The following is a 23,893-nucleotide window of genomic DNA, read 5'->3' as shown; positions in this document are numbered from 1 at the left end:
GCTCTCCCCCTTCAGGCTCGATGATCGGCGACCTTTTTGCGCAGCTGGCCGCAGGACGCATCCACATCGCTGCCGAGCTTGCGGCGCACGGTCACATTCACGCCCGCCCGCTCCAGAATGCGGATGAACGCCTTGAGATGCTCCGGCGTGGACGGCCGGAACGCGCGCTCTTCCACGTGGTTGAGCGGGATGAGGTTCACGTGCGCGCAGACACGCCGCGCGTGCTTGGCCAGCAGCCTGGCGTGCTCCGGCGTGTCGTTCACGCCGTCGATCATGGCGTATTCAAAGGAAATGCGCCGACCGGTCGCTTCATAATACCGGGCGCAGGCGTCAATGAGCGCCGCCACGCCGCGGCCGTGGTTGGCCGGCATGATCTTCGAGCGGGTGGCATCGTCCGGCGCGTGCAGGGAGACCGACAGCGTCAGCTGCAGGTCGCGCGCCGCCAGATCGTCAAAGCGCTCGATGAGGCCGCACGTGGACAGCGAAATGTGGCGCATGCCGATGTTTTCCCCGTCCGGGTGGTTGACCAGCGCAAGAAAGCGCATGACATTGTCAAAGTTATCGAGCGGCTCGCCGATGCCCATGAGGACGATGTTGGAGATCTTGCTGCCGGACTCCCGCTCGGAATAGAGCACCTCGTCGAGCATTTCCGACGGCTCAAGATTGCGGATCAGGCCGCCGATCGTCGACGCGCAGAACGCGCACCCCTGCCGGCAGCCGACCTGCGAGGAGATGCAGACCGTATTGCCGTGCTTGTAGTGCATGACGACGGTCTCGACGGCATTGCCGTCGCCGAGCTGCCAGAGATATTTGATCGTCCCGTCGATGGCTGACACCTGCTTGCGCAGCATCTCGAGCTTGGAGATGAAAAAGCGCTCGGAGAGCGCGGCGCGCAGGTCCTTGGACAGGTTCGTCATCTCGTCAAACGACGTCACGCCGCGCGCGAGCCACTGAAAAATCTGCTTGGCGCGGTATTTCGGCTGCCCCATTTCGGCGAGGGCCGCCGCGATCTCCTCGGGGAGCATGGCTTTGATGTCTCTCATTCGTGTCTCCTCAGCTTACAAACAAAAAATCCGTCCGTGCCGTGTTCCTGCGGCCAGAAGGTGAACATACCGTCCGCCGTGTCCGCCCCCGGCAGCGGCAGCGAAAACGCCTCGGCGGAAAACTCCGGATGCGTGTGCAGGAAGTCGCGCACAACATCTTCGTTCTCCCGCGCGAGCACCGTGCACGTGGAATATACCAGCACGCCGCCGGGCTTCACGCACGGCGCAAGACCGGTGAGAATGTCGCGCTGAATGGCCGGCAGACGCGCAAGCTCCGCCGGATCTTTGAAGCGGATCTCCGGCTTCTTGCGGATGACGCCCAGACCGGAGCACGGCACATCGGCCAGCACCACGTCCATCGCTCCGATCAGGTCCGCATCCGGGCGGCGGGCATCCATCGTGCGCGTTGAAATGCACGTCAGCCCCAGCCGCTCAGCGCCGGCGCGGATGCGCTTCCATTTATTTTCGTGAATATCGCAGGAAATCATACATCCCTGATCGTACATCTGCACGGCGGCGGCGAAGCTTTTGCCGCCGGGTGCGGCGCAGGCATCGAGCACGCGCATACCCGGCTGCACGCCGGAAACGAGCGCCGCGCAGTGCGCGGCCGCGTCCTGCACATAAAACCAGCCGTCAGCAAAGGCGCGCGCGGCCGCCAGATTGCCGCCATGGCACAGCAGCGCGTCCGGAAGCCACGGGTGCGGCTCTGCCTCGATGCCGTCCGCGTGCAGGGACGCCATGAGAGCATCCGCTGTCGTTTTCAGGGTGTTCACCTGCAGGCAGGCCGGAGCGTCGGCGTTGTTCGCCGCCAGCGCCTGCTCGGCAAACGCATAACCATGCGCGTCGATATACCGCTGTGCCAGCCACTGCGGGTGGCTGTAGCGCACGGCAAGATAGTCCGCCGTGCCCGCGCCCGGAATCTCCGGCAGCGCGTCCCGGTGCTCCGCCACACGGCGCAGCACCGCGTTGACAAGACCGGATGCACGCGCACAGCCGCCCTTGCGGCAGAGCGCGACCGCCTCGTTCACGGCGGCGCGCGGCGGGATTTTATCCAGCAGCACGATCTGATAAGCCGACAGCCGCAGCAGGTCGAGCACCTTCGGCTCGAGCTTTTGCAGCGGCGTTGTGCAGTAGACGGAAAGATAATGATCCAACAGGGTCAGATTTTGCAGCGTGCCGTAGCAGATGCGCGCCGCAAGCGCGGCATCGCGCGGCTCCAGCTGTGCATTTTGCAGGACGGCATGGAGCGCAGCGTCCGACCACGCGCCGTTTTTGCGCCAGCGCTGCAGCGCAGTCCAGGCGGCTTCCCGGGCAGTCATGGCCATGGTCAGCCCTCAACGGGCAGCGTGTGCCCGAGCAGGTAGTCGGCCGCCGACATGCGCTTTTTCCCCGGCACCTGCAGCTGCGTGATGCGCACCGTCTGCCCACCGGCGCAGGCAACCGTGACGCCGTCTTTCCCGGCGGCCACGATCGTTCCGGGCGCTTTGTGCGTCGTGCGCTCGGAGTAATCCGCCGCATGGATCTTGAACGTCTGCCCGCCGAGCTCCGCTGTTGCGACGGGCCACGGCTCGAGACCGCAGATGTGCTTGATGATCGCGCGCGGGTTCTGATCCCAGTCGATGGGCGAATCGTCGCGCGTGAGCGGACGGGTATACGTCGCCTGGCTGTGATCCTGCGGCGTGCGCGGCGCGGTGCCCGCGGCGATATCGCGCAGCGTGCGCACGAGCAGATCCGCTCCCATGACGGCAAGGCGGTCGAAGAGCTCTCCCGCCGTCTCGAATTCACCGACCGGCGTCTGAGCGGTATAGATCACGTCGCCGGTATCCATTTCGCGGTCGAGGTACATGGTCGAAACACCGGTCACGGCATCGCCGTTGAGCACTGCCCACTGGATCGGCGCAGCGCCGCGGTACTTCGGCAGCAGCGAGCCGTGGACGTTCACCGCCCCGTAGGGCGCGACCGCGAGCAGGTCATCCGGCAGAATGCGGCCATAGGCCACAACAACGAGAATGTCCGGCCGCAGGCTCTGGAGATCAGCCAGCGCCGTGCCGTCGCGCATCTTTGCCGGCTGGAACACCGGCAGCCCCGCCGCGAGCGCGATCTCCTTGACCGGGCTCGGCTGGAGCTTCATGCCGCGGTTTTTCGGCTTGTCCGGCTGCGTGAATACGCCGACCACGTCAAACCGCTCGTCGAGCAGGCGCTGCAGGGACACGGCCGCAAAATCCGGCGTGCCCATAAACACGATGCGCATGCGCCTCACCCCTTCGCCTGCTGCTCAAGCTCCTCGGGAGAGAGCATCCGGATCGCCTTGTCGATGAACAGGACGCCATCGAGATGGTCGATCTCGTGGCAGAAGGCGCGCGCCGTCAGGCCGCGGCCCTCAACCTCGAACCATTCGCCGTGGCGATCCTGCGCGCGGACCTTCACATAGTCCGGGCGCTGGACGATGCCGAACTCGTTCGGAATGCTCAGGCAGCCCTCGGCGCCGGTCTGCTCCCCGGCCGTCTCCACGATGGTGGGGTTGATGAGCTCGATCATATACTCCTCTTCCCCGTCCGGGACGTTCGTCTCGAGCACGATGACGGCGCGGCGCAGCACACCGACCTGCGGCGCGGCAAGGCCGACGCCGTTGGACTCGGCCAGCGTCTGGCGCATATCGTCGAGCAGCATGTGCAGCCGGGGATTAAAATCCTTGACCTCGTGGCAGTGCTTGCGCAGCTGCGGGTCGCCGTTTTTGAGAATCATTCTTGTAGCCATATCGTATCTCTCCTCTAATCCAGCGGATTGTCATCGGCAAAAACGGTGACATCGCGGAATGATTTTTCTGTATTGCAGTACATGACGATGTTCGCCGCCGCGCGGCGCACCGCCTTGCTCTGATTGCAGTAAAGCGTGACGCGGTAGCGGTAGCGGTTGTTCATGCGCACGACCGGCAGCGGTGCCGGGCCGAGCACCTCCGCGCGTTCGCCGATCGTCTGGCGAAAGTAATCGCGGATATAGGCGCAGCAGCGCACGACCGCATTCTCCTGCGCGCCGGAGACCGTGACGGCCAGCACCTCGCTGAACGGCGGCGTGCCGTTGAGCTTGCGCAGCCGGATCTCCGAGCGGTAAAACGCATCGTAATCCTGCCGTGCCGCCTGCCGGATGGTCTCGTTCGCGGGCGTGAATGTCTGGATGACGGCCCGGCCGGGCGCATCACCGCGGCCACTGCGGCCGATGACCTGCGTGATGAGCGAAAACGTGCGCTCATTGGCGCGGTAATCGCCGACGTACAGGCTCTGGTCGGCATTGAGCACGCCGACGAGCGTGACGTTTTCAAAATTCAGCCCCTTCGTGATCATCTGCGTGCCGATCATGATGGGGATGCGCTCGCGCGCAAAGCGCTGCAGCAGCGCCTCGTGCGTGCCGGCCATGGCAATGGCGTCGGCATCCATGCGCAGCGTCTCCACGCCGGGGAACAGCGCGTGGAGATCCGCCTCGATGCGCTCCGTCCCGTCGCCGAGAAAGCGCAGCTCGCCGCCGCAGACCGGGCACTGCGGATCGACCCGCCGGCGGTAGCCGCAGTGGTGGCAGATGAGCATTTGGTTGCCCTGATGATACGTCAGGCTGACGCTGCAGTTCGGGCACGAATAGGTCGCGCCGCACTCGGCGCAGGTGACGATCTTACTCGCGCCGCGCCGGTTGAGAAACAAAATACTCTGCTCGCCGCGGCGGAGATTCTCCTCCAGCTCGCCATAGAGCACGGAGCTGATGGAGCCGGAGTTGCCGTTGCGCAGTTCCTGCTTCATATCGGCGATGATGACGTCCGGCAGCTTACGGGCATTGAACCGATCCGGCAGCGTAAAGTAATGATAGCGCCCGGTCTCGGCGTAATAGCGGCTGACAACGTCCGGCGTTGCCGAGCCGAGCAGCAGCAGCGCACGGTGCTGGGCGCAGCGGAACTTGGCCACGTCGCGCGCGTGATAGCGCGGCGTGCTCTCGGACTTATAGGTGTCCTCCTGCTCCTCGTCGATGATGAGCAGGCCGAGATCCTGCACGGGTGCGAAAACCGCGCTGCGCGTGCCGACAACGACGCGCGCGAGACCCGCGCGGATGCGTTTCCACTCGTCGTAGCGCTCCGAGAGCGGCAGGCCGCTGTGCAAAACGGCGACCGTGTCACCGAAATAGGCGGAAAACGCCTCGATCATCTGCGGCGTCAGCGAAATCTCCGGCACGAGCAGGATCGCGCCCTGCCCCGCCGCGAGCGCCTGCGCGATCAGGTGCAGGTAGACGAGCGTCTTGCCGCTGCCGGTCACGCCGAAGAGCAGCGCCGCCTGCGCGTCCGGTGCGCGCAGCAGCTCCTTCAGGCCGTCAAACACCTGCTCCTGCGCCGGTGTCAGCGCCGGGATCGGCTGCGGCTGCCCGGTGTAATGCACCGGACGGCGAAAATAGGGCTCGGCGTCAATGTGCACGACGCCCTGCTGCACAAGCGCCTTCATGGAGCTTCTCGGCGCGCCGGTAAACTGGCACACTTCACCGGCCGACGCGCGGCCGATCGTGCACAGCAGCTCCAAAATGGCGACCTGATGCGGCGCACGCCGGCGGCGGCGGATCTCCTCCTGCGCCTCTTCCAGCGGGACGGCGAGACTGGCATACTCCAGCTGCTTGTCGCGCACGACGCGCTTTTGCGTGCCCTCCACGGTCAGAAATTTCTGCTCCACGAGCCAGTGTAGCGCGCTTGCCGGTTCTTTGTCGCCAAACGCCGCCTGCAGCTCGTCGAGCGGGCAGCGGCCGCCGTGCTCCAGCACGGTCTCGAGTGCAAGCCGCCGCTGCTTGGATCTCCCGCACTGGGCCAACGCCGCGGCCTCATCCAGCTCCGGCGCCGCGCAGTAGACCGTGCTGACCCGATACCAGACGCCGGCCGGCAGGATCGCGTGCAGCGCGTCATAGATCGTGCAGAAAAAGCGGTCATGCATCCAGACGGCCAGACGGATCAGTTCCGGTGAGAGGATGGGCTCGGGGTCGAGCTGGCGCGTAATGGGCTTGAGCTTCGGGTCATCCTCCGCCTTGTCCAGCGCAAGCACCATACCCTCACACGGGCGGTTCCCGCGCGAAAACGGCACCATGACGCGGCAGCCGGGGCGAAGCGTATCCGCCAGCGGCTGCGGGATCTTATACGTATACGGTCGGTCGAACGCAAACGTTGCAGCCAGAACGGCGACCTTTGCGACCGGGATCTGCAGCATCTGCGCGCCCCCCCTCTCCGAAAAAATCAGGCGGGTACTGCCCGCCTGAAAGCGATTATTCCTTGTGCACGACCTGAAGGCGGCCGTCATACACCTCATCGATCGCCATGGAAACCGGTTTGGTATCCAGCGGCTCGCCCGCGGCCTGCGCGGCGGCGGCGATGTTGCGCGCGCGGCGCGCGACCAGATTCACCAGCAGATAACGGCTGCCGGCCTTGGCGGCCAGCTCGCTCATGGGAGGATAAAGCATCATTTTTCAAGCACCTCTGTAAAATAGTTTTTCCGATCGGGATAGCGGCAGCACTCTGCCGTGATGATGGCGTCGAGCTCCTTGGCCGCGACGTCGGGATCGTCATTGATGACGATGTAATCATATGTATACGCCAGCGCGCACTCGCGGCGTGCCTGCGCCAGACGCTCGCAGATCTTCTGCTCGTCGTCCGTGTGCCGGCCGCGCAGCCGGCGCTCCAGCTCCGCCAGAGACGGCGGCATCATAAACACGCGGATCGCGTCCGGCCGGTTCTCGGAGATCTGGTGCACGCCCTGCACGTCAATGTCCAGCAGGACATGCATGCCCTCGGCGCAGCGCCGCTCAACATAGCTCTTCGGCGTGCCGTAGCAGTTGCCGACGTATTCGGCGTGCTCCAGCAGCTCGTCCCCCGCGACCATGGCGTCAAACGCCGTGCGCGTGACGAAAAAATAGTCCTTGCCGTCCACCTCGCCGGGACGCGGAGCGCGCGTCGTGGCCGAAACGGAAAAGCACACGTCATCCCGCAGGCGCATCAGTCGGGCAATGACCGTGCTCTTTCCGGTGCCGGACGGCCCGGAGATCAAAATCAGTTTTCCTGTCTGGCGGTTCATGTTGCATCTCCTCCGGTTTCCTGATCTGAGGCCTGGACACGGCCCTGTACCGCATCCGGCGGCAGTGCCGAAAGCACCGCGTGGCCGGTATCCATGATGAGGACGGCCTGCGTCTTTCGTCCATAGGTCGCATCGATGAGCATACCGATCTCGCGGCTGTCCTGCACGATGCGCTTGATGGGGGCGGAATCCGGACTGACGACAGCCAGCAGCCGCTCCGCGGAGACATAGTTTCCGTATCCGATGTTGATGAGTTTCAAGTCCACTGCTCCTTACTCGATGTTCTGGATCTGCTCGCGGATCTTCTCAATCTCGGACTTGAGGTCGACGACCACCTTTGCGATGTCCGCGTTCTGGCACTTGGAGCCGATGGTGTTCGCCTCGCGGTTGAACTCCTGAATGAGGAAGTCCGCCTTGCGGCCGACCGGAGAGCCGGACTCCAGCATCTGGCGCAGCTGCGCGATGTGGCTGCGCAGGCGCACCGTCTCCTCATCGACGGCAACGTGGTCGGCATAGATCGCAGCCTCGGCAATGATGCGCGACTCGTCAATATCGGCCGCGGCGAGCACCGCCTCGAGCTTCTGGCGCAGACGCGCCTCGTAGGCCGCAGCCGTCTCGGGGGCGGCCGCCTCCACGTTTGTCACCAGCGACTCGATACGCGCGAGCTTTTCCTCCACGTCGGCGCGGAGCTTCGCGCCCTCGCGCTCGCGCATCTGGTCATAGTCAGCGAGCGCCTGCTGCGTCAGCGCGACCAGACCGGCGCGGATCTTATCCTGATCCGCCTCCGCCTTCTCCACGGACAGGATGTCCGGAAAGCGCATGAGCGACATGAGCGACATGTCATTTTTCAGGTCGTAGCGCACGGCGAGCGTATTGAGCGTGTCGATATAGGCGCGCAGCAGCGGCTCGTTCACACGCAGGACGGTATCGGCCGCCTGCGAGGAATCGATCGTGACGAACACATCCAGCTTGCCGCGGCTGACGTGCTGCTGGATGGTGGATTTGACCGCGTCCTCCGCGAAGAGGAAATTGCGCGGCATGCGCACGGCGATGTCCAGATAGCGGTTGTTGACGCTCTTGAGCTCCACCGTGACGTTCAGGCCCTCAACGACGCCCTTTGCGCCGCCGTAGCCGGTCATACTTCTTATCATTGGCTTACCCTTCTTATCTTAGGATTCCCGGATCTGAATGATCTCAAAAGTAATGGGGCTGGCTTTCTTCTTACGCTGGTAGATAACATTGAACGCCACGCCGAGCGCAAAAAAGCCAAAGCCGATCAAAACACAGCCGCCCTCGGCCCAGCCGAGCGCATTGCCGATGGCATAGCCCAGAAACAGCAGCACAAACGGCACCAGATACAGCAGCGCCGCCGCGCCGAGCACGTCCGACGTCTTGCTCTCAATGACGACCTTCTGCCCCGGCAGCGCTGAGACCTTATTGACCGCCTCTGCACGGATGCGGTTCTGGAACACGCACGCCTCGCACGACTCGCATGTGCCGCCGCACGCCGTGCCGCGCTCCACTTCCACCTCCGCCACATGGCGGCTGACCAGCTTTGTTACCACTGCATCCTGCGTCATGGTATCATCCTCCCGTAAAATGCACATTCACAACGTATTCCCCGATCGCACCGGCGTCGGAGAAGCCGTCCACATAGACCTTGGCCGGCACGGCGACCGTACCGCTCGTGGCCTTGTAATTTGTCAGATCGGCGACAACACGTATGTTGTCCGCCGTGATCTGCGAGATCGTCTCCGCCGGCGCGCGCACGGTCACGACCAGAGATGCCGTTGCGATCTCCACGTGCCGGTTCGTGCCGGTCGTTGTGATATTCGTCGCCGTGATCTTCTCGGTTTCCAGTCCGCGGACGGAGATGCGGACCGTTGCCTCCGTGACGCCGCTGAGATTACGCAGATTGTTGTCAAGCGGGATCGTGACCGTCGTCTCGTAAGATGTGGCAAAACTCGACAGATCGACAGTCGCCACAACGAGCTGGTTGAGCGTCTGCAGCACCGTCGTATCGCCCGCGACCTGGATGCTCTTCGGCTCGATCTCGATGACACAGTTGTCCTCCGTCGCCCCGGCGCCGCCGACCAGTGAGACCGTCAGCGGCAGGTCCTTGTTCATCAGCACCGGCATGGACACGCTGACCGTGTCATAATTGCCGGTGATCTCTTTGGGGGTGAGCTTGTTGCCGTCCTTGTCCAGCAGGACATATGGGCAGTTGGTCGGCGCAATGGACTTGTCCAGATCCGTGCGCGTGACATAGACGCAGATGCTGTCCACCGCGTCGAGCTCCTCCTGCGGGCCGTAGAGCGTGATGGACGACGGATCTACCTGGATCGGTTCGGCCGTGTAGCCATCCTTAACGCTGCCGGTGAACACGCCCTTCACTTCGAGCGTCTTGTTGGCCTCCTGCACGACGGAGAAGCTGATCGTCTCCGGCGACTTGCTCAAGACGGTGATGCTGCTCTTATCGACATTGGTCGGATACTGCAGCGAATAGCTCACCTGCATTTCGCGCGCCTGCGAGATGCCGGACACGTCGATGACCGCCGACAGGTCCGCCGAGCTGAGGTTGCCGAGCACGCGCCGCGTGCCTTTCAGGCGCACGGAAACCGTGTCCGCGTCGGCGCCCGTGACGATCAGGCCGCGCGTAGCGCGCAGATCATCTGCACCCTGATACACGACCTTGACATTGGAAAACGTCATCTCGATCGTCGTCTCCTCCGTGGACATGATATACGTCCACAGCAGGAACGAGGCCAGCAGCGAAATGATGATCCAGAAAGCCTTACTGCTGACTATTTTGTTGATCGTCGTCTTTTTTGTCATGTTGTTTCTCCCGACGAAGCGGATTGAGTTTCTTTACGAAATCGACAATGATGTCCCAGCGTCTGCGCTGCTGCTCTTCCGCCGGCACCAGTTCGCTGCGGAGGATCGCCTCAAACGTGTCCGGGGACAGGCGGCGCTTGAGCATACCGTCCACGGCGATGGAAATACCGCCGGTCTCCTCGGATACGATCACAATCACGGCGTCCGAGTGCTCGCTCATGCCGATGCCCGCGCGGTGGCGCGTGCCGAGATCCGGGCTGAGGTTCGTGTTGCTCGTCAGCGGCAGGACACAGCCGGCCGCCGCGATGCGGCCATCCCGGATCACGACCGCGCCGTCATGCAGCGGCGCCTTGGGATAGAAAATATTCTTGAGCAGCTCCGCCGTCACGTCCGAATTGATGATGGTGCCGCTGCGCATCTGCTCATCGAGCGTCACGCTGCGCTCAAAAACGATGAGCGCACCGGTCTTGGTCGCCGACAGCTGCGTGCAGGCGGCAATGGTCTGCGAAATGACATTGTCCATGCCCAGCGTCTCGAGCGGCTTTGCGCCAAAGCGCGGGAGCGCCTTGCTGCCCATGCGCTCGAGCAGGCGGCGCAGCTCCGGCTGAAAGATGATGACGAGCGCGATCAGGCCAAGCTCGACCGTCTTTTGCAGGATGCGGTTGAACATCGTCAGCTTCAGCACACCCGACAGCCACAGCGCGATCAGGATCAGCAGAACGCCCTGTGCAAGGCGATAGGAATTCGTCTTGCGGATGAGCATGATGACATTGTAAATCAGATAAGCGACGATCAGGATATCCACGATGTCAGAAAACCGGATCGTGGACACCAGCATCGTCAGCTTTGCCCAGAAGGCTGCAAGTTGTGCCATAAGCATTTCCTCGGCTGTTCGTTTCCGTTTTGCAGGTGCAAAACGCCAATCTTATGAATTATAATATTATACCCTACAAACCGGCGGATTTCAATACATAATCTGCGTTATCCCGCGCGCAGGATCTCGTGGAACACGCGCGCCGTGCGCGCGATCTCCGCGTCCGTGTTGAAGGGCGACAGGCTCAGGCGCACCGTGCCAGTCTCCAGCGTTCCGGCCGTGCGGTGCGCGACCGGCGCGCAGTGCAGCCCCGCACGCACGGCGATGCCGTAGCGCGCAAGCTCCTGCGCCAGCAGTTCGCTGTCCATATCCCGGCAGCGGACGGACAGCACCGCCGTCTGGCGCGCCGGATCCGGCGACGCAAACACCTCCAGCCGGGGCTGCGCGCGCAGCTGCGCCGTCAGGCGCTGCGCGAGCCACCGCTCCCGCCGCTCGATATGCTCGACGCCCTGCGCCGATAAATAGCGGATCCCGGCGAGCAGCCCCGCGATGCCTGGAACGTTGTGCGTTCCGGCCTCGAGCCGGTCGGGCAGCTCCTCGGGCATATCCTGCAGTACGCTCTGCGAGCCGGTGCCGCCGCACAGCAGGGGCTTCGGCTGCGCAAAGCACAGCAGGATGCCCGTGCCCTGCGGGCCAAGCAGGCCCTTATGCCCCGGCATGCCCACAAACGCCGCACCGAGCGCCGCCGCGTCAAACGCCACACAGCCGGCCGCCTGCGAGGCATCCACGATCAGTGGGACGCCCGCGGCGGCGCAAAGTTCCGCAATCTCCCGCACCGGCAGCAGATAGCCGAACACATTCGACACCATCGTGCACACGGCCGCCTTCGCACCCGGCAGCGCGCGCCGGAAGGCGCTGACCGCTGCCTCGGGGTCGAAGAGCGGACTTTCCGCCACGCGCACCTGCGCGCCCAGCGCATGGAGCGGGCGCGTGACGGAGTTGTGCTCGTAGCCGGAGATCACGACCGGATCACCGGGCGATACGAGCGAGTGGATCGCAATGTTGAGTGCGTGCGTCGCATTCATGGTGAACACGACACGCTCCGGCTCCGGAACATGAAACAGCTCCGCCGCTGCTTCTCTGCAGGCAAACACCGTATCGGCCGCACGCATGGCGGCGCTGTGGCCGCCGCGGCCGGGACTTGCCATCGTGCGCACGGCCATGGCCGTCGCACGCGCCACCGACGGCGGCTTGAGCAGGCTCGTCGCCGCCGAGTCCAGATAGATCATACCGTCACCTCCTGGTAAGTGCCATCTTCCAGCAGGCGATACACCTTACCCCGCCGGATCGCTGCGCGGTCCAGGAGCGCCAGCGCACGAACCAGACGGGATTCATAAAGTTTGACGCAATACGTGCATCCGGTCTTTGAAACGCTTTGCGGCGCTTTGAGCACAGTGGCGGTAATGCCCGCGCGCTCGAGCACTTGCGATGACCGCTGTGCATAGGTCAGTGACCTGCACATGATCAGACAGTAGCGCTGCATTATGAGCTCCCTCCCACATCGTTATGCCTTATTCTATGCGGGAGCGGCGCAGGCGTTTACGAAATCCGTTCGATCAGGACGACCGCGTGCGCGGCGATGCCCTCGCGCGTGCCGGTGAAGCCGAGGCCCTCCTCGGTCGTTGCCTTGACGCTGACGCGGTCCACGTCCACGTCCATGCACTGCGCCAGATTGCGGCGCATCTGCGCGATGTGCGGCGCGAGCTTCGGCGCCTGAGCGAGCACGGTGCAGTCCAGATTGCCGACCGTGTATCCGGCTGCGTGCAGGCGCGCCGTTACCTCGCGCAGCAGCGCCAGACTGTCCGCGCCGGCATAAGCCGGGTCATTGTCCGGGAAAAGGTGGCCGATATCCCCCATGGCCGCCGCGCCGAGCAGCGCATCCATGACGGCATGCGTCAGCACGTCCGCGTCCGAGTGGCCGAGCAGGCCGGTCTCGTGCGGGATGTCCACACCGCCGAGGATGAGCTTGCGGCCCGTGACGAGCCGGTGTACATCATAACCGTGACCAATGCGCATCATGCCCTGCCGCGCCTCCTGAGAATAGACTCCGCGAGCTCGATATCGATCGGCGTCGTGATCTTGAGGTTTTCGTCCGAACCCTGCGTCACGACCGGCTTGACACGCAGCTGCTCCACGGCCGAGCAGTCATCGGTGATGGCCAGGTGCTTGCGCATGGCGTTCGTGAGCGCGGCCTTGATCAGATCCGCCTGGAATACCTGCGGCGTCTGAATGGCGGTGAGCGACGCGCGCTCGGGCGTGCCGGTGATAACGCCGCCGGCCGTGCGCTTGACCGTGTCGCGCACCGGGATGCCGGGCGCGGCCGCGCGGCTCTTTTTCGCCGCCTGAATGGTCTCCGTGATGATATCATCCGTCACAAGCGGGCGCGCCGCGTCGTGGATGCCGATGAGCGTGGCCCTATTGCTCGCCGCCAGCACGCCGGCAAGCGAGGACTCGGCGCGCGTCATGCCGCCGACGACGACCTTGGTCATCTTCGTCAGGCCGTACCGGTCGCGCAGCGCCGCGATCTCCTCGAGGCGGGACGTGCGCGTGACGACGATGAGCTCATCCACGGCGGCGCAGTTTTGCATCGCCTGCAGCGAGCGCACGAGCACCGGCACGCCGCCGACCTCCATCATCAGCTTATCGCGGCCCATCCGCTTGGAAGAACCGGCCGCCAGAACGACCATCGTGCAAAACGGTTTGCCGATGAGCTTCGCTTTGATCTTTCCGTAAAGTGCCATGGGATCGCTCCTTTCTCGAATATCGTGCAATGATCCAAAATTCTATAGCTTCATTATAATCAGAAATGCGGACCGGCGCAAGGTGCGGGCAGCAAAAAAACATCCCTGCACGGTTCGTGCAGGGATGTTTCAGGACGGAAATTACTCGTCGATCTCGTCGTCGTCGATCTCGGGGATGTTGCCGGTGGCCTCGCCGGTGGCGGACACTTCGTAGACCAGAGCGTCAGCTTCCGGAGCATGCGGCTTCTTCGCCGAGCGCTCGCGCACCGGGGCCGGCTCGGGAGCGGTCAGCGCGCGGATGGACAGGGAGATCTTGTGCTTCTCCTCGTCGATCGCGGTGATCTTCGCATCGACAATGTCGCCGACGGTCAGGACCTCATCGGGCTTGCCGATGCGGCGGTTGGCGATCTGGGAGATGTGGATCAGGCCGTCCACACCGGGCAGCACCTCGGCGAACGCGCCGAAAGGCATGAGCTTGACGATGGTGACCTTCGCCACATCGCCGACCTGGAAGGTGGACATGAACTTGTTCCAGGGGTTGCCGTTAGGATCTTTGTAGCCGAGGGAGATCTTGTGGTTCTCCGGATCGAAGCTGATGACGTAAACATCGACCTCGTCGCCGACGGACAGCACGTCGGACGGCTGCTTGATGCGGCTCCAGCTCAGCTCGGAGACGTGCACCATACCGTCAATGCCGCCGATATCGACGAACGCACCGTAGGACGTCAGGGACTTGACAACACCGTGATAGTGCTTGCCGACCTCGATCTCGCTCCAGATCTTCTCGGCGCGCTCGCGGCGCTCCTTCTGGGCGACGGCACGGATGGAACCGACGACGCGCTTGCGGCCGCGGTTGACCTCGGTGATCTTCAGGCGCACGGTCTGGCCGACGAGCTCGGACATGGCAGCGTCCTTCGGCAGGCCGGACTGGGAAGCGGGCACGAACACGCGGATGCCCTTGACGGACACAACGATGCCGCCCTTGTTGTCCTCGGTAACTTTGCCCTCGACGATCTCGCCGCTCTCCTGTGCCTCTTCGATGGCGGCCCAGTTCTTCACGGCGTCGAGACGCTTCTTGGAGAGCATCGCAGTGCCTTCCACGTCGTTGACGCGCACAACGCTCGCCTCAATGGTGTCGCCGACGTGCAGGACGTCTTCGACCTTGATGCCGTCGTCGGTGAACTCGCTGGTCGGGATGAAGCCGGAATACTTGGTGCCGATATCGACACTGATCTCGGTGCCAGAAATGGCCACGACCGTACCGGTTACCTTTTCTCCATTATATATAGGCTTGAGAGATGCCTCCAGCATTTCATCAAAATTTTCAGTCTCCGTGGGATTTTCTTGAGTCAGGATCTCGTCACTCATCTTTTGTTTTACCTCCTTAATGATCCATGCAGGCACGGAGGCCCCGGCTGTCAGGCCGACCGTATCCGCATGTACGAACGCGCTTGTATCAAGCTGCGCTGCGTTTTCAATAAATTGCACGTTTGCACACGCGCTGCGGCAGATCTCGTAGAGATGGCGGCTGTTGGCGCTGTGGCTGCCGCCGACGACGACCATTGCGTCGCAGGCGCTGGCCATCTGCGCAGCCTCTGTCTGACGTGTAAACGTAGCACCACATATTGTATCAAACAATTTTGCGTTTGTACACTGTTTTTTTATGATTTTCTGACATTCCAGCAGTTTCTCTTGCGTTTGGGTCGTCTGGATGACGACAGTCAGCGGTTTTGCACAGTCAATGGTGCCGTCGGCAATACGCGCGGCGAGCTCCGCAGCGTCATTGACCACGACCGGAGAAACGCACCAGCCGCAGATCGCCCGCACCTCGGGGTGGCCGGCTGCACCGATGATGACCGGCTGCCGCCCCTCGGCGGAAGCCTCAGCTACGATCTCATGGATGCGCTTGACCTTCGGGCACGTCGCGTCATACACCGTCGCGCCCGTGTGCTGCACGGCCTCAAACTCCGCGCGGCTGACACCGTGGGAGCGGATGATGACGGACGCGCCCTGTGGGATCTGCTCCGGGCCGTCCACGACCGTGAGGCCCTCGGACCGCAGGTGCTGCACCACATCGTCATTATGGATAAGCTCGCCGAGGCTGTAGCAGTTTTGCTCGGCAGCAAGCATTTCCTCGGCCATCTTCACCGACCGGCTGACACCGAAGCAGAAGCCGGCCGACTTGGCAACCATGAGTTTCTTCACGCCTTTCCCTCCACTCCGAAGCGTGTGCGGATAGCCGCGCACACGGCGTCGATGCTCTCATCGAGCGTCAGGTCGCTCGTGTCGATGTGCACGGCGTCCGGCGCTGCCTTGAGCGGCGCGACGGCGCGGTGCGTATCGTCATAATCGCGCTGCTCGAGCTCGCGCAGCACGTCGGCATAAGACTCCTCAATGCCCTTTTCCTGCAGCTGGCGGTAGCGGCGCTGCGCGCGGCACTCCGCCGAGGCGGACAGGAAGATCTTCAGCCCGGCGTCCGGCAGGACGACCGTGCCGATATCGCGCCCGTCCATGACGGCACTGTGCGTGCGCGCGAGATCGCGCTGCATATCCAGCAAAAACGTGCGCACGACTGGCAGCGCCGACACACGCGAGGCAAGCAGCGACACCTCCGGCAGACGGATCGTGTCCGAGACGTCCTCGCCGTTGAGCAGCATCCGCTGCTCGCCTGCGGCGTCATAGGCAAGCTCGATCTTCAGCTCCGGCAGCAGCGCCTGCACGGCGGCGGTGTCCGAACAGTCCGCGCCGGCCCGCTCACAGGCGAGGCCGACCGTGCGGTAGATCGCGCCGGTGTCCACATAGATGAGGCCGAAGCGGCGCGCAGCCGCGCGGGCAATCGTGCTCTTTCCAGCGCCGGACGGGCCGTCGATGGCAACGGTAATGTGTGTATCCAAAACGTTCATTTCCTTTCGTGCGTTATGTGCAGGCCGCATTTCCGGCCACATAGCCGGTGCTCCATGCGATCTGCAGGTTGAAGCCGCCGGTATAGGCGTCCAGATCGAGCACCTCGCCGGCAAAATACAGCCCGTGCACGAGCTTAGAGCCCATGGTGCGCGGGTTGACCTCCTTGAGCGACACGCCGCCGGATGTAATAATGGCCTCATCGATGGGCCGCGTGCCGATGACCGACACCGGAAAATGCTTGAACAGCTCCACGAGCCGATGCCGCTGCTCGCGCGTGATAACGTTGACCTTCGTATCCTCCGGGATGCCGGACAGGCGCACGAGCACCGGGATCATGGCATGGCCTGCGAGGTCATAGAGCGCATTCTTAAAGTCGCGGTTGGCGTATTTCTGAAAATCGCGCAGGATGCGCGCGTCGAGCTTCTTTTCGTCCAGCGCCGGCTTCAGATCAATGGACAGGCGGTATTTGTGCCGCGAAAAGTCGCGCATATGCGCGCTCGCCGACAGCACCAGCGGGCCCGACACGCCAAAGTGCGTGAAGAGCATCTCGCCCAGGTCGGAGTAAACGGCCTTGTTCTGCTCATCGTAGACCGTGAGCGTCACGTTGCGCAGGGAGAAGCCCTGCATCTCGGCGCACCAGGGATCCTCGGATTCCAGCGGCACGAGCGAGGCGCGCGTGGGCGTGACCGTATGGCCCAGCCGCTGCGCAAACCGGTAGCCGTCGCCGGTCGAACCGGTGAGCGGATAGGACAGGCCGCCCGTGCAGATGACGGCGGCATCGCAGTCGATCGCGCCCTCCGTGGTCACAACGGCGGAGACGGCGCCGTCCTGCGTCAGAATATCCGTTGCCGCAGCGTGCACGACCTTCCCGCCGGCGTACGCGTAGGCGCGCTCAAGGGCGTTGGCAACGTCGTGCGACCGGTCGGAGACCGGGAACACGCGGTTGCCGCGCTCGGTCTTGAGCGGCACGCCGAGCGATTCAAACAGCGCCATCGTATCCTGCGGGCCGAGGCGATTGAGCGCGCTGTAGAGAAAGCGCCCGTCGCCCGGAATGTTGGCAAGGATGGTTTTCACATCGCAGTGGTTCGTTACGTTGCAGCGGCCTTTGCCGGTGATGCGCAGCTTCTTGCCGAGCATTTTGTTCGGCTCGAGCAGCACAACATGAAGCCCGCGCTGCGCCGCCGTGAGCGCGCACATGGACCCGGCCGCACCGCCGCCGATCACGACTACATCAGCTTTCAACAGTCCCATACACCTCGTATTCTTTCCAGACGGTCTCCAGCTCGCGGAACGTCTCAAACGTGCGCTCCCGATCACGCGCGCTGACGGCCATGATGAGCGCATTGATCAGGCTCATGGGTGCGACGAGCGAGTCAAGGAAGGACACCATCTCGCTCTTGGCATACAGGCACACGTCGGAGATCTCGTTGAGCGGCGAGACCTTGCTGTCCGTCATGCCGAGGCAGCGCGCGCCGTGATCGCGCGCAAACTTCATGGCGCTGATCGTGCGCTTGGAATAGCGCGGGTAGCTGATGCCGATGATGAGGTCGCCCTCGCCGATGCGCAGCATCTGTTCGTACACCTCGCGCGCGGCGATCTCCTTGACGACCGTGACATTATCCAGCAGCAGCTTGAGATAGATGCCGAGAAAATCCGCCAGCGTCGTGGACGTGCGCATGCCGATGATGTAGATATGCTTTGCCGAGAGGATCATATCGACTGCCTGGTCAAAGTTGTCCTGATCGACCTCGTCGAGCGTAGCCTGCAGATTGTTGATATCCGCGCGCAGCACCGCCTTGAGCACGTCGTGCCCGTCCATGGTGCTCTCGGCCGCCTCGATGCGTTCGACCGAGGTCAGGCGGTTGCGCACGATCTCCTGCAGCGCTTTTTTCATGCCAGGGTAGCCGCGATAGCCGAGATCGGCCGCGAAACGCACGACGGTCGACTCGCTCACGCCGGTCACTTCTCCGAGGCGCGCAGCCGTCATAAAGGCCGCCTTGTCATAGTTTTTCAGAATAAACTGCGCGATGGTGCGCTGGCCCTTGGAAAAGGAGGGAAATTTATGCTCCAAAGCAGACAATATATCCATTTTCATATGTTCACCCTGTAAATACGCATTTTTACCGCCAAGCTGCGGCACATTTTTTTATTTTAAGCAAATTTGCACCACTTTGCAAGTTGTTTTTGCAATTTCCAGGAGAAAAACTTGCATAAAAATTTTTGTCTCAAAGGTGAGATTTCAGGTACGTGATCTCCTGCTCCGTCAGCGGCCGCCACTGACGCGGCGCGAGCGTGCCGAGCCGCAGCTGCCCCTCTGCCACGCGCACGAGCCGCCGGACACGCAGCCCCGCGAGCGCACACAGGCGGCGCACCTGCCGGTTGCGCCCTTCATGGATCGTGACGGACAGCCGGCCTGGCGCGAGCACCGTCACTTCCGCCGGGCGGACACGATAGCCCTCCAGCTCCGTGACGGCGTGCATGGTCTCTGCCGCGGCTGCGAGGTCGCCGCCCTCTACGTCCACCTCATACGTTTTGGGGATCTCGTGTGACGGGTGCATGAGACAGTTTGCGATCTCCCCGTCATTCGTCAGAATGAGCAGGCCCTCGGAATCGAGATCCAGCCGCCCGACCGGATACAGCCGCTCCCCTGCCGAAGCCACAAGATCCGCCACCGTTTTGCGCCCGCGCTCGTCGTGCATCGTCGTGACATAGCCGCGCGGTTTATTCAGCATTATGTACCGCTTCGGGGCGCGCGGCGGCAGCGGCCGGCCGTCGATGCAGATGACGTCGGTCTCCGGGTCTGCCTGCGCGCCAAGCTGTGCGGTTCGGCCGTTGACGGTCACACGGCCGGCGGAGATCATCGCCTCCGCCGTGCGGCGGGAGGCGACGCCCGCCTCGGAAATGCACTTTTGCAGCCGCTGCTGCATGGTCATCACCTCAGGATACAGGATAGTAGTAGGAAGAAAAGTAACGGCAGGCGTGCGTCCACAGCCGGCCGAGCCGCGCGAGCGGCGCGATCTTCACGTCCGGGTCGAGCGCCGCGGGTTCGGCATAGCGCAGCGGCACCGTGACGCTTTGGCCATCCGGGCCGGTTGCCGTCAGTGTGCCCGCCTGCGCGCCCTGCTCCACCGGCGCAAACGTGAAGCGCGGCAGCTCCGCCTTCAGCGACACCGGGTCATCCGGGTGCACGAGCAGATAGGCAGGCCGCTCCGGCGCCGCTGCGCAGAGCTCCACCGTGGCGGAGAGCACCGGCACGGCGTACACCGGCGTGTCGCCGGCGACGCAGCGGTACTCGTAGTTTTCAAACGCCCAGTCGAGCAGGTGCGTGTGGTCGTTCCAGTCGTCCGGATCCGAGAGCGTCACGCACACGAACTGCGTCGTGCCGCGCTGCGCGCAGGACACGAGCGTCCGGCCCGCGGTCTTGGTGTACCCGGTCTTGACGCCGACCGCACCGTCATAGCTGCGCAGCAGGCGGTTGTGGTTCACGAGCGTCTGCCCGTCCACGGTCGTGCTCTTTGTGGACACGATCGCGCGGAATGTCTCATTTTCCAGAGCCGCACAGGCGAGCTTCGCCATGTCGCGCGCCGTGGAATAGTGCCCCTCGGCGTCAAGGCCGTTGGGGTTTTGAAACGCGCTGCTGGTCATGCCGAGCGCGCGCGCCTTGTCGTTCATCATGCCCGCAAACGCCGCCACAGAGCCCGCCGTGTGACACGCGAGCGCGATGGCGGCATCGTTGCCGGACACGAGCATCAGGCCGTAGAGCAGCTCCTCAACCGTGTACGTCTCGCCGGCGCGCAGATACATCGACGAGCCCTCGACCGCCGTGTATTCCGGCAGGATCTCGACCGGTTCGTCGAGCGCGCAGTGTTCGAGCACGACGAGCGCGGTCATGATCTTCGTCGTGCTGGCAATGCCGAGCCGCTCGTCCGCGTTCTTTTCATAGAGCACGACGCCGGTCTCGGGATGCACGACAATGGCGGCCCTGGCCGCATTGTCCGTCCCGGCGGCATGTGCGCGCGGCGTGAAAAGCAAAGAAATGGCCAGCACGCAGGCAAGGCCAAAAAACGTCCGTTTCAAAACAAGCACCACCCTTTCCAAGTTTCGGGCGGTGCTTATTATGGGCACTTTCGGTGCGGTTTATGCTTTGTCGGCCTTACGCTGGTCGATAAACTGGTCGATGCGGTCGATCACCTGCGGGGTCATGTCGATCAGGCGGTCAAACGTGTTCGATGCCGGCGGCATGACGTTGAGCATGCGCACATTGCCGTCCTTGACGATCAGAAAGCCCATCGGCTCGACCTTGACGCCTGCGCCGCTGCCGCAGCCGACACCGTTTTTGTTCTCCTTCATCGGGAACTCCGACCCGCCGCTGGCAAAGGCGAAGCTGACGCGGGACAGCGGAATGAGCGTGATGTCGTCCGGCGTCGTGATCGGTTCGCCGACGACGGTGTTCGTGTCCACCATTTCCTTGATCTTGCTCATGGTCGCAGTCATGACTGCACTGATTTCATTATCCATTGCTGACCTTCCTTTCCTGCGTGGCCGGCGCGGTCTTTGCGCGTGCGGCCCGGGCCTGTTTCGCGTGCATTTTCTGTTTCAGGAATCCTGCGCCGAACGCCAGCGCGATAATGACGATCTGTCCGATACGGATCGTGCAGACGATGCGCGCGTCGATGCGCGGCCGCTCGGCCTGAAAATCCACACCGGTCTGAATATCCCGCTCGTCGATGCGCAGCGCCCGCTCCGCCAGCGGCGTGAGCGCGCCGAGCGCGGCGTTGACATAGCCAAACGCCAGCGCCGTGTCGTACGGATCCGACGCGCCGGAGACAAACACCAGCCGCAGCAGCTGCACACGCAGCCGCTGCCGAAAGCGATCCAGCGCCTGCAGGCCGAGCTTTGCAAGGGCGAGGATCGTCCGGATATCCGGCGGGGCAGATTTCTTCTTCGGCTTTTCCTTCTTCGGTTTTGGGGGCTTTTTCTTCTTTGGCTTCTGGTCTGGCGGTTTCGGCAGGAGCCGGAGCCGGAACGGGCCGATGCGCGCCGCGAGCGAAAACACATCGTCCGCGTAGGCGGCGTCCACGCCGACCGGCAGCAGATTCAGCACCGTCAGCACCAGCGCGACCGCCAGTATGATCCACAGGGCCGTCAATCGGCATCACTCCCCTGTCGGTTTTTCCTCCGTGTCCGTCAGCTCCATCTGCTCGCCGCGGCCGCGCAGCTCCGAGATGGCCTGTTCGAGCTTTTCCGCGCCCTCGTCGGACGACAGATCCGGCAGCACGGGCAGCTCATCGAGCGACTGCATACCCATGGTGCGCAGAAACAGCGCGCTCGTGCGGTACAGCGACGGGCGGCCGGGCGCGTCGAGCTTGCCGCAGGCCTCGATGAGCCCGCGCTCGAGCAGCGTTGTGACCGTGTAGGCACTGTCCACGCCGCGCACCTGGTCGATGTACGCGCGCGTGACGGGCTGGAAATACGCCACGATCGCCAGCACCTCCAGCGCCGGCTGCGAGAGCTTGGGCGGCTTGCGCTGCTCGAGCGCGCGGCGGATATACTCCGCATACTCCGGCGCGGAGCACAGCTGCAGCAGATCATTCATCTGCACCAAGCGCATACCGCAGCGGTTTTCCTCATAGGCCGCGGCGAGCTCCCTGGCGGCCGAGACGATCGTCTGCGTCTCCTCGCCGGTGACGAGCGCGATGCGCGACGCCGGCACGGGATCGCCCGCTGCAAATAAAATGGCCTCAATGACCGAAAGTAATTCCTCGTGTTCCATAAAAATTTCTCACTCAACAATGGATTCCAGAATATCGTCCGTGACGCCGCCGGTGAAGCTTGCCACATATTCACCGTTTTGCTCGGAAAGCATCAGATGGCCGAGGCTGCACAGCTCCAGCACGGACAAGAACGTCGCCACGATCTCGCTGCGGCTGGTGCACTGGCTGTAGAGCGTGCTGAGCGGCATGCTGCCCCGCTCGCGCAGCTGGTCAATGAGCGTGCGGCATTTGTCGCGCACGCTGTAGACGATGCGCTTCGGCGCCGCCATCTGCAGCGCATCCGTCGCCGCCGCGCCGCCGCGCGTGAACACCGACAGCAGCGCGCGCAGAAGGTCTGCCTGCTCGATGCGGTAGCGGTATTCCCCCGCTGACTTCGGCAGCGGCTCCGGCGGGCGCGAGAGATAGTGCAGGCCGGTCTGGGCCGCAGCGTCGAGCATCGGCGTGACGGACTTCACAGCCGCATAGGTGTCCTTGCACTTGAGCTGCTCGAGCGATGCGATGAGCTGCTCAAGCTCTGTGACCTCCTTCTCCTCCGTGAGGAGCATACGGGTCTTGATATAGAGCAGATAGGACGCCATCTGCACGAACTCGCTTGCGATCTCGAGATCGAGCTTTTCCATGGCGTTGAGGTATTCCAGATACTGATCGAGGATCTCCGAAATTTTGATGTCCCGGATCTCGATCTTGTTCTTCGACAAGAGCAGCAGGATCAGGCTCAGCGGGCCCTCAAAATCCGCCATCTCGCTCTTGTCGTGGATGACGCCCTCGAGAAAATAAGTTGGATCGTCCGGCTTAGCCGAAGATGCCGATAAGTTCATAGCCCCACTCCGCAAATACAAAGAGTTTGTCAAACGCGGCCTCCGTCACCGTGGTGAGCGGCTTGCCGAGCACGCCGGTGGCGACCAGCACGAGCAGCAGGATCATGCCATAGCGCTCATAGCGCATGAGCTTGGCATACGCCGCGTCGGGCAGCAGCGCAAAGAGCACCTTGGACCCGTCGAGCGGTGAGACCGGGATGATATTGAAAATGGCCAGCGCCAGACTGATATATGCCGTCAGCCAGATCATGTCCAGCAGAAACTGCACCGAATACAGCGCCCGGTACAGCAGGCCGTACAAAAACAGAAACACCAGTGCGAGCAGCACGTTCGACACCGGCCCCGCCAGCGCCGTGAGCGCCATGCCGCGCTTGGGGCTGCGAAAGCGCATCATGTTCACCGGCACGGGCTTTGCCCAGCCGAATTTGAACACGACCATCATCAGCAGGCCCATCGGGTCGATGTGCTTCAGAGGGTTGAGCGTGAGCCGGCCGGCGTCCTTTGCCGTCGTATCGCCGAGGCGATAGGCGACATAGCCGTGCGACACCTCATGAAACGTGATGCACAGCAGCGACGGAACGACCGACAGCACGATATTCAGCAGATATGACCAGTCGAGCCCGTTCCAGATCGATTGCAGGGTGTTCACGCGCACACCTCCCATTCCTACAAATTTGCATTATATCAAGTCCCCGCCGAAAAAACAAGTGCAGAGCGCGCGAATACACGCTCTGCACTTCGGGCAGTTAAGAATGACCCCGCCATCGCCGGATCGAATGCGCAGCGGGGGGCTCGAGGGGGCAAGGCCCGCCTCGAAT

27 protein-coding genes are annotated in these 23,893 nt (G+C 63.2%); all 27 read right to left on the bottom strand.

Going from position 1 to position 23,893, the window contains the following annotated elements; translation table 11 throughout:
• Positions 1 to 11: 11 nt before the first annotated feature.
• The gene (gene rlmN, locus OGM61_07090; GenBank protein UYI83624.1) at positions 12 to 1,043 is read right to left on the bottom strand and encodes a 23S rRNA (adenine(2503)-C(2))-methyltransferase RlmN; all 1,032 of its coding nucleotides are present in this window, start codon (positions 1,041 to 1,043) and stop codon (positions 12 to 14) included.
• Positions 1,040 to 2,368: a 16S rRNA (cytosine(967)-C(5))-methyltransferase RsmB gene (rsmB, locus tag OGM61_07085; GenBank protein UYI83623.1), complete on the bottom strand. Its 1,329-nt coding sequence runs from the start codon at positions 2,366 to 2,368 to the stop codon at positions 1,040 to 1,042. The genes rlmN and rsmB overlap by 4 nt, the downstream gene beginning before the upstream one ends.
• 2 nt (positions 2,369 to 2,370) lie before the next feature.
• Complete coding sequence (gene fmt / locus OGM61_07080; GenBank protein UYI83622.1) at positions 2,371 to 3,294, bottom strand: methionyl-tRNA formyltransferase; 924 nt, start codon at positions 3,292 to 3,294, stop codon at positions 2,371 to 2,373.
• Positions 3,295 to 3,299: 5 nt separating this feature from the next.
• Positions 3,300 to 3,800 (bottom strand): peptide deformylase, encoded by a 501-nt coding sequence (def, locus tag OGM61_07075; protein ID UYI83621.1) that lies wholly within the window; start codon positions 3,798 to 3,800, stop codon positions 3,300 to 3,302.
• 14 nt (positions 3,801 to 3,814) lie between these two features.
• Positions 3,815 to 6,268, bottom strand: a complete 2,454-nt coding sequence (gene priA, locus OGM61_07070) for a primosomal protein N' (GenBank protein ID UYI83620.1) — start codon at positions 6,266 to 6,268, stop codon at positions 3,815 to 3,817.
• 55 nt (positions 6,269 to 6,323) lie between these two features.
• On the bottom strand, positions 6,324 to 6,521 hold the full coding sequence (gene rpoZ / locus OGM61_07065) for a DNA-directed RNA polymerase subunit omega (GenBank protein UYI83619.1): 198 nt from the start codon (positions 6,519 to 6,521) through the stop codon (positions 6,324 to 6,326).
• Positions 6,518 to 7,129 carry a guanylate kinase gene (gene gmk / locus OGM61_07060; protein ID UYI83618.1) on the bottom strand — a complete coding sequence of 204 codons (612 nt, stop codon included), beginning with the start codon at positions 7,127 to 7,129 and terminating at the stop codon, positions 6,518 to 6,520. The genes rpoZ and gmk overlap by 4 nt, the downstream gene beginning before the upstream one ends.
• A complete protein-coding gene (locus tag OGM61_07055) occupies positions 7,126 to 7,395 on the bottom strand; it encodes a DUF370 domain-containing protein (GenBank protein UYI83617.1) in 270 nt (89 codons plus the stop codon). The genes gmk and OGM61_07055 overlap by 4 nt, the downstream gene beginning before the upstream one ends.
• 6 nt (positions 7,396 to 7,401) lie before the next feature.
• Positions 7,402 to 8,280 (bottom strand): YicC family protein, encoded by an 879-nt coding sequence (locus OGM61_07050; protein UYI83616.1) that lies wholly within the window; start codon positions 8,278 to 8,280, stop codon positions 7,402 to 7,404.
• Positions 8,281 to 8,298: 18 nt separating this feature from the next.
• Complete coding sequence (locus OGM61_07045) at positions 8,299 to 8,709, bottom strand: SoxR reducing system RseC family protein (GenBank protein UYI83615.1); 411 nt, start codon at positions 8,707 to 8,709, stop codon at positions 8,299 to 8,301.
• Positions 8,710 to 8,713: 4 nt separating this feature from the next.
• Positions 8,714 to 9,964, bottom strand: coding sequence for a CdaR family protein (locus tag OGM61_07040; protein UYI83614.1), 1,251 nt, complete (start codon positions 9,962 to 9,964; stop codon positions 8,714 to 8,716).
• Positions 9,924 to 10,838, bottom strand: coding sequence for a diadenylate cyclase CdaA (gene cdaA / locus OGM61_07035; GenBank protein UYI83613.1), 915 nt, complete (start codon positions 10,836 to 10,838; stop codon positions 9,924 to 9,926). The genes OGM61_07040 and cdaA overlap by 41 nt, the downstream gene beginning before the upstream one ends.
• 107 nt (positions 10,839 to 10,945) lie before the next feature.
• Positions 10,946 to 12,067, bottom strand: coding sequence for an aminotransferase class V-fold PLP-dependent enzyme (locus tag OGM61_07030; protein ID UYI83612.1), 1,122 nt, complete (start codon positions 12,065 to 12,067; stop codon positions 10,946 to 10,948).
• A complete protein-coding gene (locus OGM61_07025; GenBank protein ID UYI83611.1) occupies positions 12,064 to 12,321 on the bottom strand; it encodes a DUF3343 domain-containing protein in 258 nt (85 codons plus the stop codon). Before OGM61_07025 ends, OGM61_07030 begins: the two co-directional genes overlap by 4 nt.
• Positions 12,322 to 12,377: 56 nt before the next feature.
• Positions 12,378 to 12,857 (bottom strand): 2-C-methyl-D-erythritol 2,4-cyclodiphosphate synthase, encoded by a 480-nt coding sequence (ispF, locus tag OGM61_07020; GenBank protein ID UYI83610.1) that lies wholly within the window; start codon positions 12,855 to 12,857, stop codon positions 12,378 to 12,380.
• Entirely contained in the window at positions 12,854 to 13,579 is a 726-nt protein-coding gene (gene ispD / locus OGM61_07015) for a 2-C-methyl-D-erythritol 4-phosphate cytidylyltransferase (protein ID UYI83609.1), read from the bottom strand. Before ispD ends, ispF begins: the two co-directional genes overlap by 4 nt.
• Positions 13,580 to 13,720: 141 nt before the next feature.
• Positions 13,721 to 15,772, bottom strand: coding sequence for a bifunctional 4-hydroxy-3-methylbut-2-enyl diphosphate reductase/30S ribosomal protein S1 (locus OGM61_07010; protein UYI85573.1), 2,052 nt, complete (start codon positions 15,770 to 15,772; stop codon positions 13,721 to 13,723).
• 8 nt (positions 15,773 to 15,780) lie between these two features.
• Entirely contained in the window at positions 15,781 to 16,473 is a 693-nt protein-coding gene (gene cmk, locus OGM61_07005; GenBank protein UYI83608.1) for a (d)CMP kinase, read from the bottom strand.
• A 22-nt stretch (positions 16,474 to 16,495) separates the two neighbouring features.
• Positions 16,496 to 17,734: an NAD(P)/FAD-dependent oxidoreductase gene (locus OGM61_07000; GenBank protein UYI83607.1), complete on the bottom strand. Its 1,239-nt coding sequence runs from the start codon at positions 17,732 to 17,734 to the stop codon at positions 16,496 to 16,498.
• Positions 17,715 to 18,578, bottom strand: coding sequence for a MurR/RpiR family transcriptional regulator (locus OGM61_06995; GenBank protein UYI83606.1), 864 nt, complete (start codon positions 18,576 to 18,578; stop codon positions 17,715 to 17,717). The genes OGM61_07000 and OGM61_06995 overlap by 20 nt, the downstream gene beginning before the upstream one ends.
• Positions 18,579 to 18,708: 130 nt before the next feature.
• On the bottom strand, positions 18,709 to 19,410 hold the full coding sequence (locus tag OGM61_06990; GenBank protein UYI83605.1) for an rRNA pseudouridine synthase: 702 nt from the start codon (positions 19,408 to 19,410) through the stop codon (positions 18,709 to 18,711).
• Positions 19,411 to 19,420: 10 nt separating this feature from the next.
• Complete coding sequence (locus OGM61_06985) at positions 19,421 to 20,560, bottom strand: D-alanyl-D-alanine carboxypeptidase (GenBank protein UYI83604.1); 1,140 nt, start codon at positions 20,558 to 20,560, stop codon at positions 19,421 to 19,423.
• Between the two features lie 60 nt (positions 20,561 to 20,620).
• Positions 20,621 to 21,001 carry a GerW family sporulation protein gene (ytfJ, locus tag OGM61_06980; GenBank protein UYI83603.1) on the bottom strand — a complete coding sequence of 127 codons (381 nt, stop codon included), beginning with the start codon at positions 20,999 to 21,001 and terminating at the stop codon, positions 20,621 to 20,623.
• Positions 20,994 to 21,632 (bottom strand): DUF2953 domain-containing protein, encoded by a 639-nt coding sequence (locus OGM61_06975; protein ID UYI83602.1) that lies wholly within the window; start codon positions 21,630 to 21,632, stop codon positions 20,994 to 20,996. The genes ytfJ and OGM61_06975 overlap by 8 nt, the downstream gene beginning before the upstream one ends.
• Before the next feature lie 6 nt (positions 21,633 to 21,638).
• A complete protein-coding gene (gene scpB / locus OGM61_06970) occupies positions 21,639 to 22,256 on the bottom strand; it encodes an SMC-Scp complex subunit ScpB (GenBank protein UYI83601.1) in 618 nt (205 codons plus the stop codon).
• A gap of 9 nt (positions 22,257 to 22,265) precedes the next feature.
• Positions 22,266 to 23,075 carry a segregation/condensation protein A gene (locus tag OGM61_06965; GenBank protein ID UYI83600.1) on the bottom strand — a complete coding sequence of 270 codons (810 nt, stop codon included), beginning with the start codon at positions 23,073 to 23,075 and terminating at the stop codon, positions 22,266 to 22,268.
• On the bottom strand, positions 23,050 to 23,724 hold the full coding sequence (locus tag OGM61_06960) for a site-2 protease family protein (protein ID UYI83599.1): 675 nt from the start codon (positions 23,722 to 23,724) through the stop codon (positions 23,050 to 23,052). The genes OGM61_06965 and OGM61_06960 overlap by 26 nt, the downstream gene beginning before the upstream one ends.
• Positions 23,725 to 23,893: the final 169 nt, after the last annotated feature.

This window comes from Clostridiales bacterium (assembly GCA_025757645.1).
Taxonomy (GTDB): Bacteria; Bacillota; Clostridia; order Oscillospirales; family Oscillospiraceae; genus CAG-103.
The sequence above is the reverse complement of the archived record's forward strand: the minus strand, read 5'-3'. Positions and strand labels throughout refer to the sequence as shown.

Bases quoted from the DNA above. Each gene is read 5' to 3' on its own strand.
- rlmN (UYI83624.1), bottom strand. From the start codon at position 1,043: ATGAGAGACATCAAAGCCATGCTCCCCGAGGAGATCGCGGCGGCCCTC.
- rsmB (UYI83623.1), bottom strand. From the start codon at position 2,368: ATGGCCATGACTGCCCGGGAAGCCGCCTGGACTGCGCTGCAGCGCTGG.
- fmt (UYI83622.1), bottom strand. From the start codon at position 3,294: ATGCGCATCGTGTTTATGGGCACGCCGGATTTTGCGGCCGTGTCCCTG.
- def (UYI83621.1), bottom strand. From the start codon at position 3,800: ATGGCTACAAGAATGATTCTCAAAAACGGCGACCCGCAGCTGCGCAAG.
- priA (UYI83620.1), bottom strand. From the start codon at position 6,268: ATGCTGCAGATCCCGGTCGCAAAGGTCGCCGTTCTGGCTGCAACGTTT.
- rpoZ (UYI83619.1), bottom strand. From the start codon at position 6,521: ATGATGCTTTATCCTCCCATGAGCGAGCTGGCCGCCAAGGCCGGCAGC.
- gmk (UYI83618.1), bottom strand. From the start codon at position 7,129: ATGAACCGCCAGACAGGAAAACTGATTTTGATCTCCGGGCCGTCCGGC.
- OGM61_07050 (UYI83616.1), bottom strand. From the start codon at position 8,280: ATGATAAGAAGTATGACCGGCTACGGCGGCGCAAAGGGCGTCGTTGAG.
- OGM61_07045 (UYI83615.1), bottom strand. From the start codon at position 8,709: ATGACGCAGGATGCAGTGGTAACAAAGCTGGTCAGCCGCCATGTGGCG.
- OGM61_07040 (UYI83614.1), bottom strand. From the start codon at position 9,964: ATGACAAAAAAGACGACGATCAACAAAATAGTCAGCAGTAAGGCTTTC.
- cdaA (UYI83613.1), bottom strand. From the start codon at position 10,838: ATGGCACAACTTGCAGCCTTCTGGGCAAAGCTGACGATGCTGGTGTCC.
- OGM61_07030 (UYI83612.1), bottom strand. From the start codon at position 12,067: ATGATCTATCTGGACTCGGCGGCGACGAGCCTGCTCAAGCCGCCGTCG.
- OGM61_07025 (UYI83611.1), bottom strand. From the start codon at position 12,321: ATGCAGCGCTACTGTCTGATCATGTGCAGGTCACTGACCTATGCACAG.
- ispF (UYI83610.1), bottom strand. From the start codon at position 12,857: ATGATGCGCATTGGTCACGGTTATGATGTACACCGGCTCGTCACGGGC.
- ispD (UYI83609.1), bottom strand. From the start codon at position 13,579: ATGGCACTTTACGGAAAGATCAAAGCGAAGCTCATCGGCAAACCGTTT.
- OGM61_07010 (UYI85573.1), bottom strand. From the start codon at position 15,772: ATGGTTGCCAAGTCGGCCGGCTTCTGCTTCGGTGTCAGCCGGTCGGTG.
- OGM61_07000 (UYI83607.1), bottom strand. From the start codon at position 17,734: ATGGGACTGTTGAAAGCTGATGTAGTCGTGATCGGCGGCGGTGCGGCC.
- OGM61_06995 (UYI83606.1), bottom strand. From the start codon at position 18,578: ATGAAAATGGATATATTGTCTGCTTTGGAGCATAAATTTCCCTCCTTT.
- OGM61_06990 (UYI83605.1), bottom strand. From the start codon at position 19,410: ATGCAGCAGCGGCTGCAAAAGTGCATTTCCGAGGCGGGCGTCGCCTCC.
- ytfJ (UYI83603.1), bottom strand. From the start codon at position 21,001: ATGGATAATGAAATCAGTGCAGTCATGACTGCGACCATGAGCAAGATC.
- scpB (UYI83601.1), bottom strand. From the start codon at position 22,256: ATGGAACACGAGGAATTACTTTCGGTCATTGAGGCCATTTTATTTGCA.
- OGM61_06965 (UYI83600.1), bottom strand. From the start codon at position 23,075: ATGAACTTATCGGCATCTTCGGCTAAGCCGGACGATCCAACTTATTTT.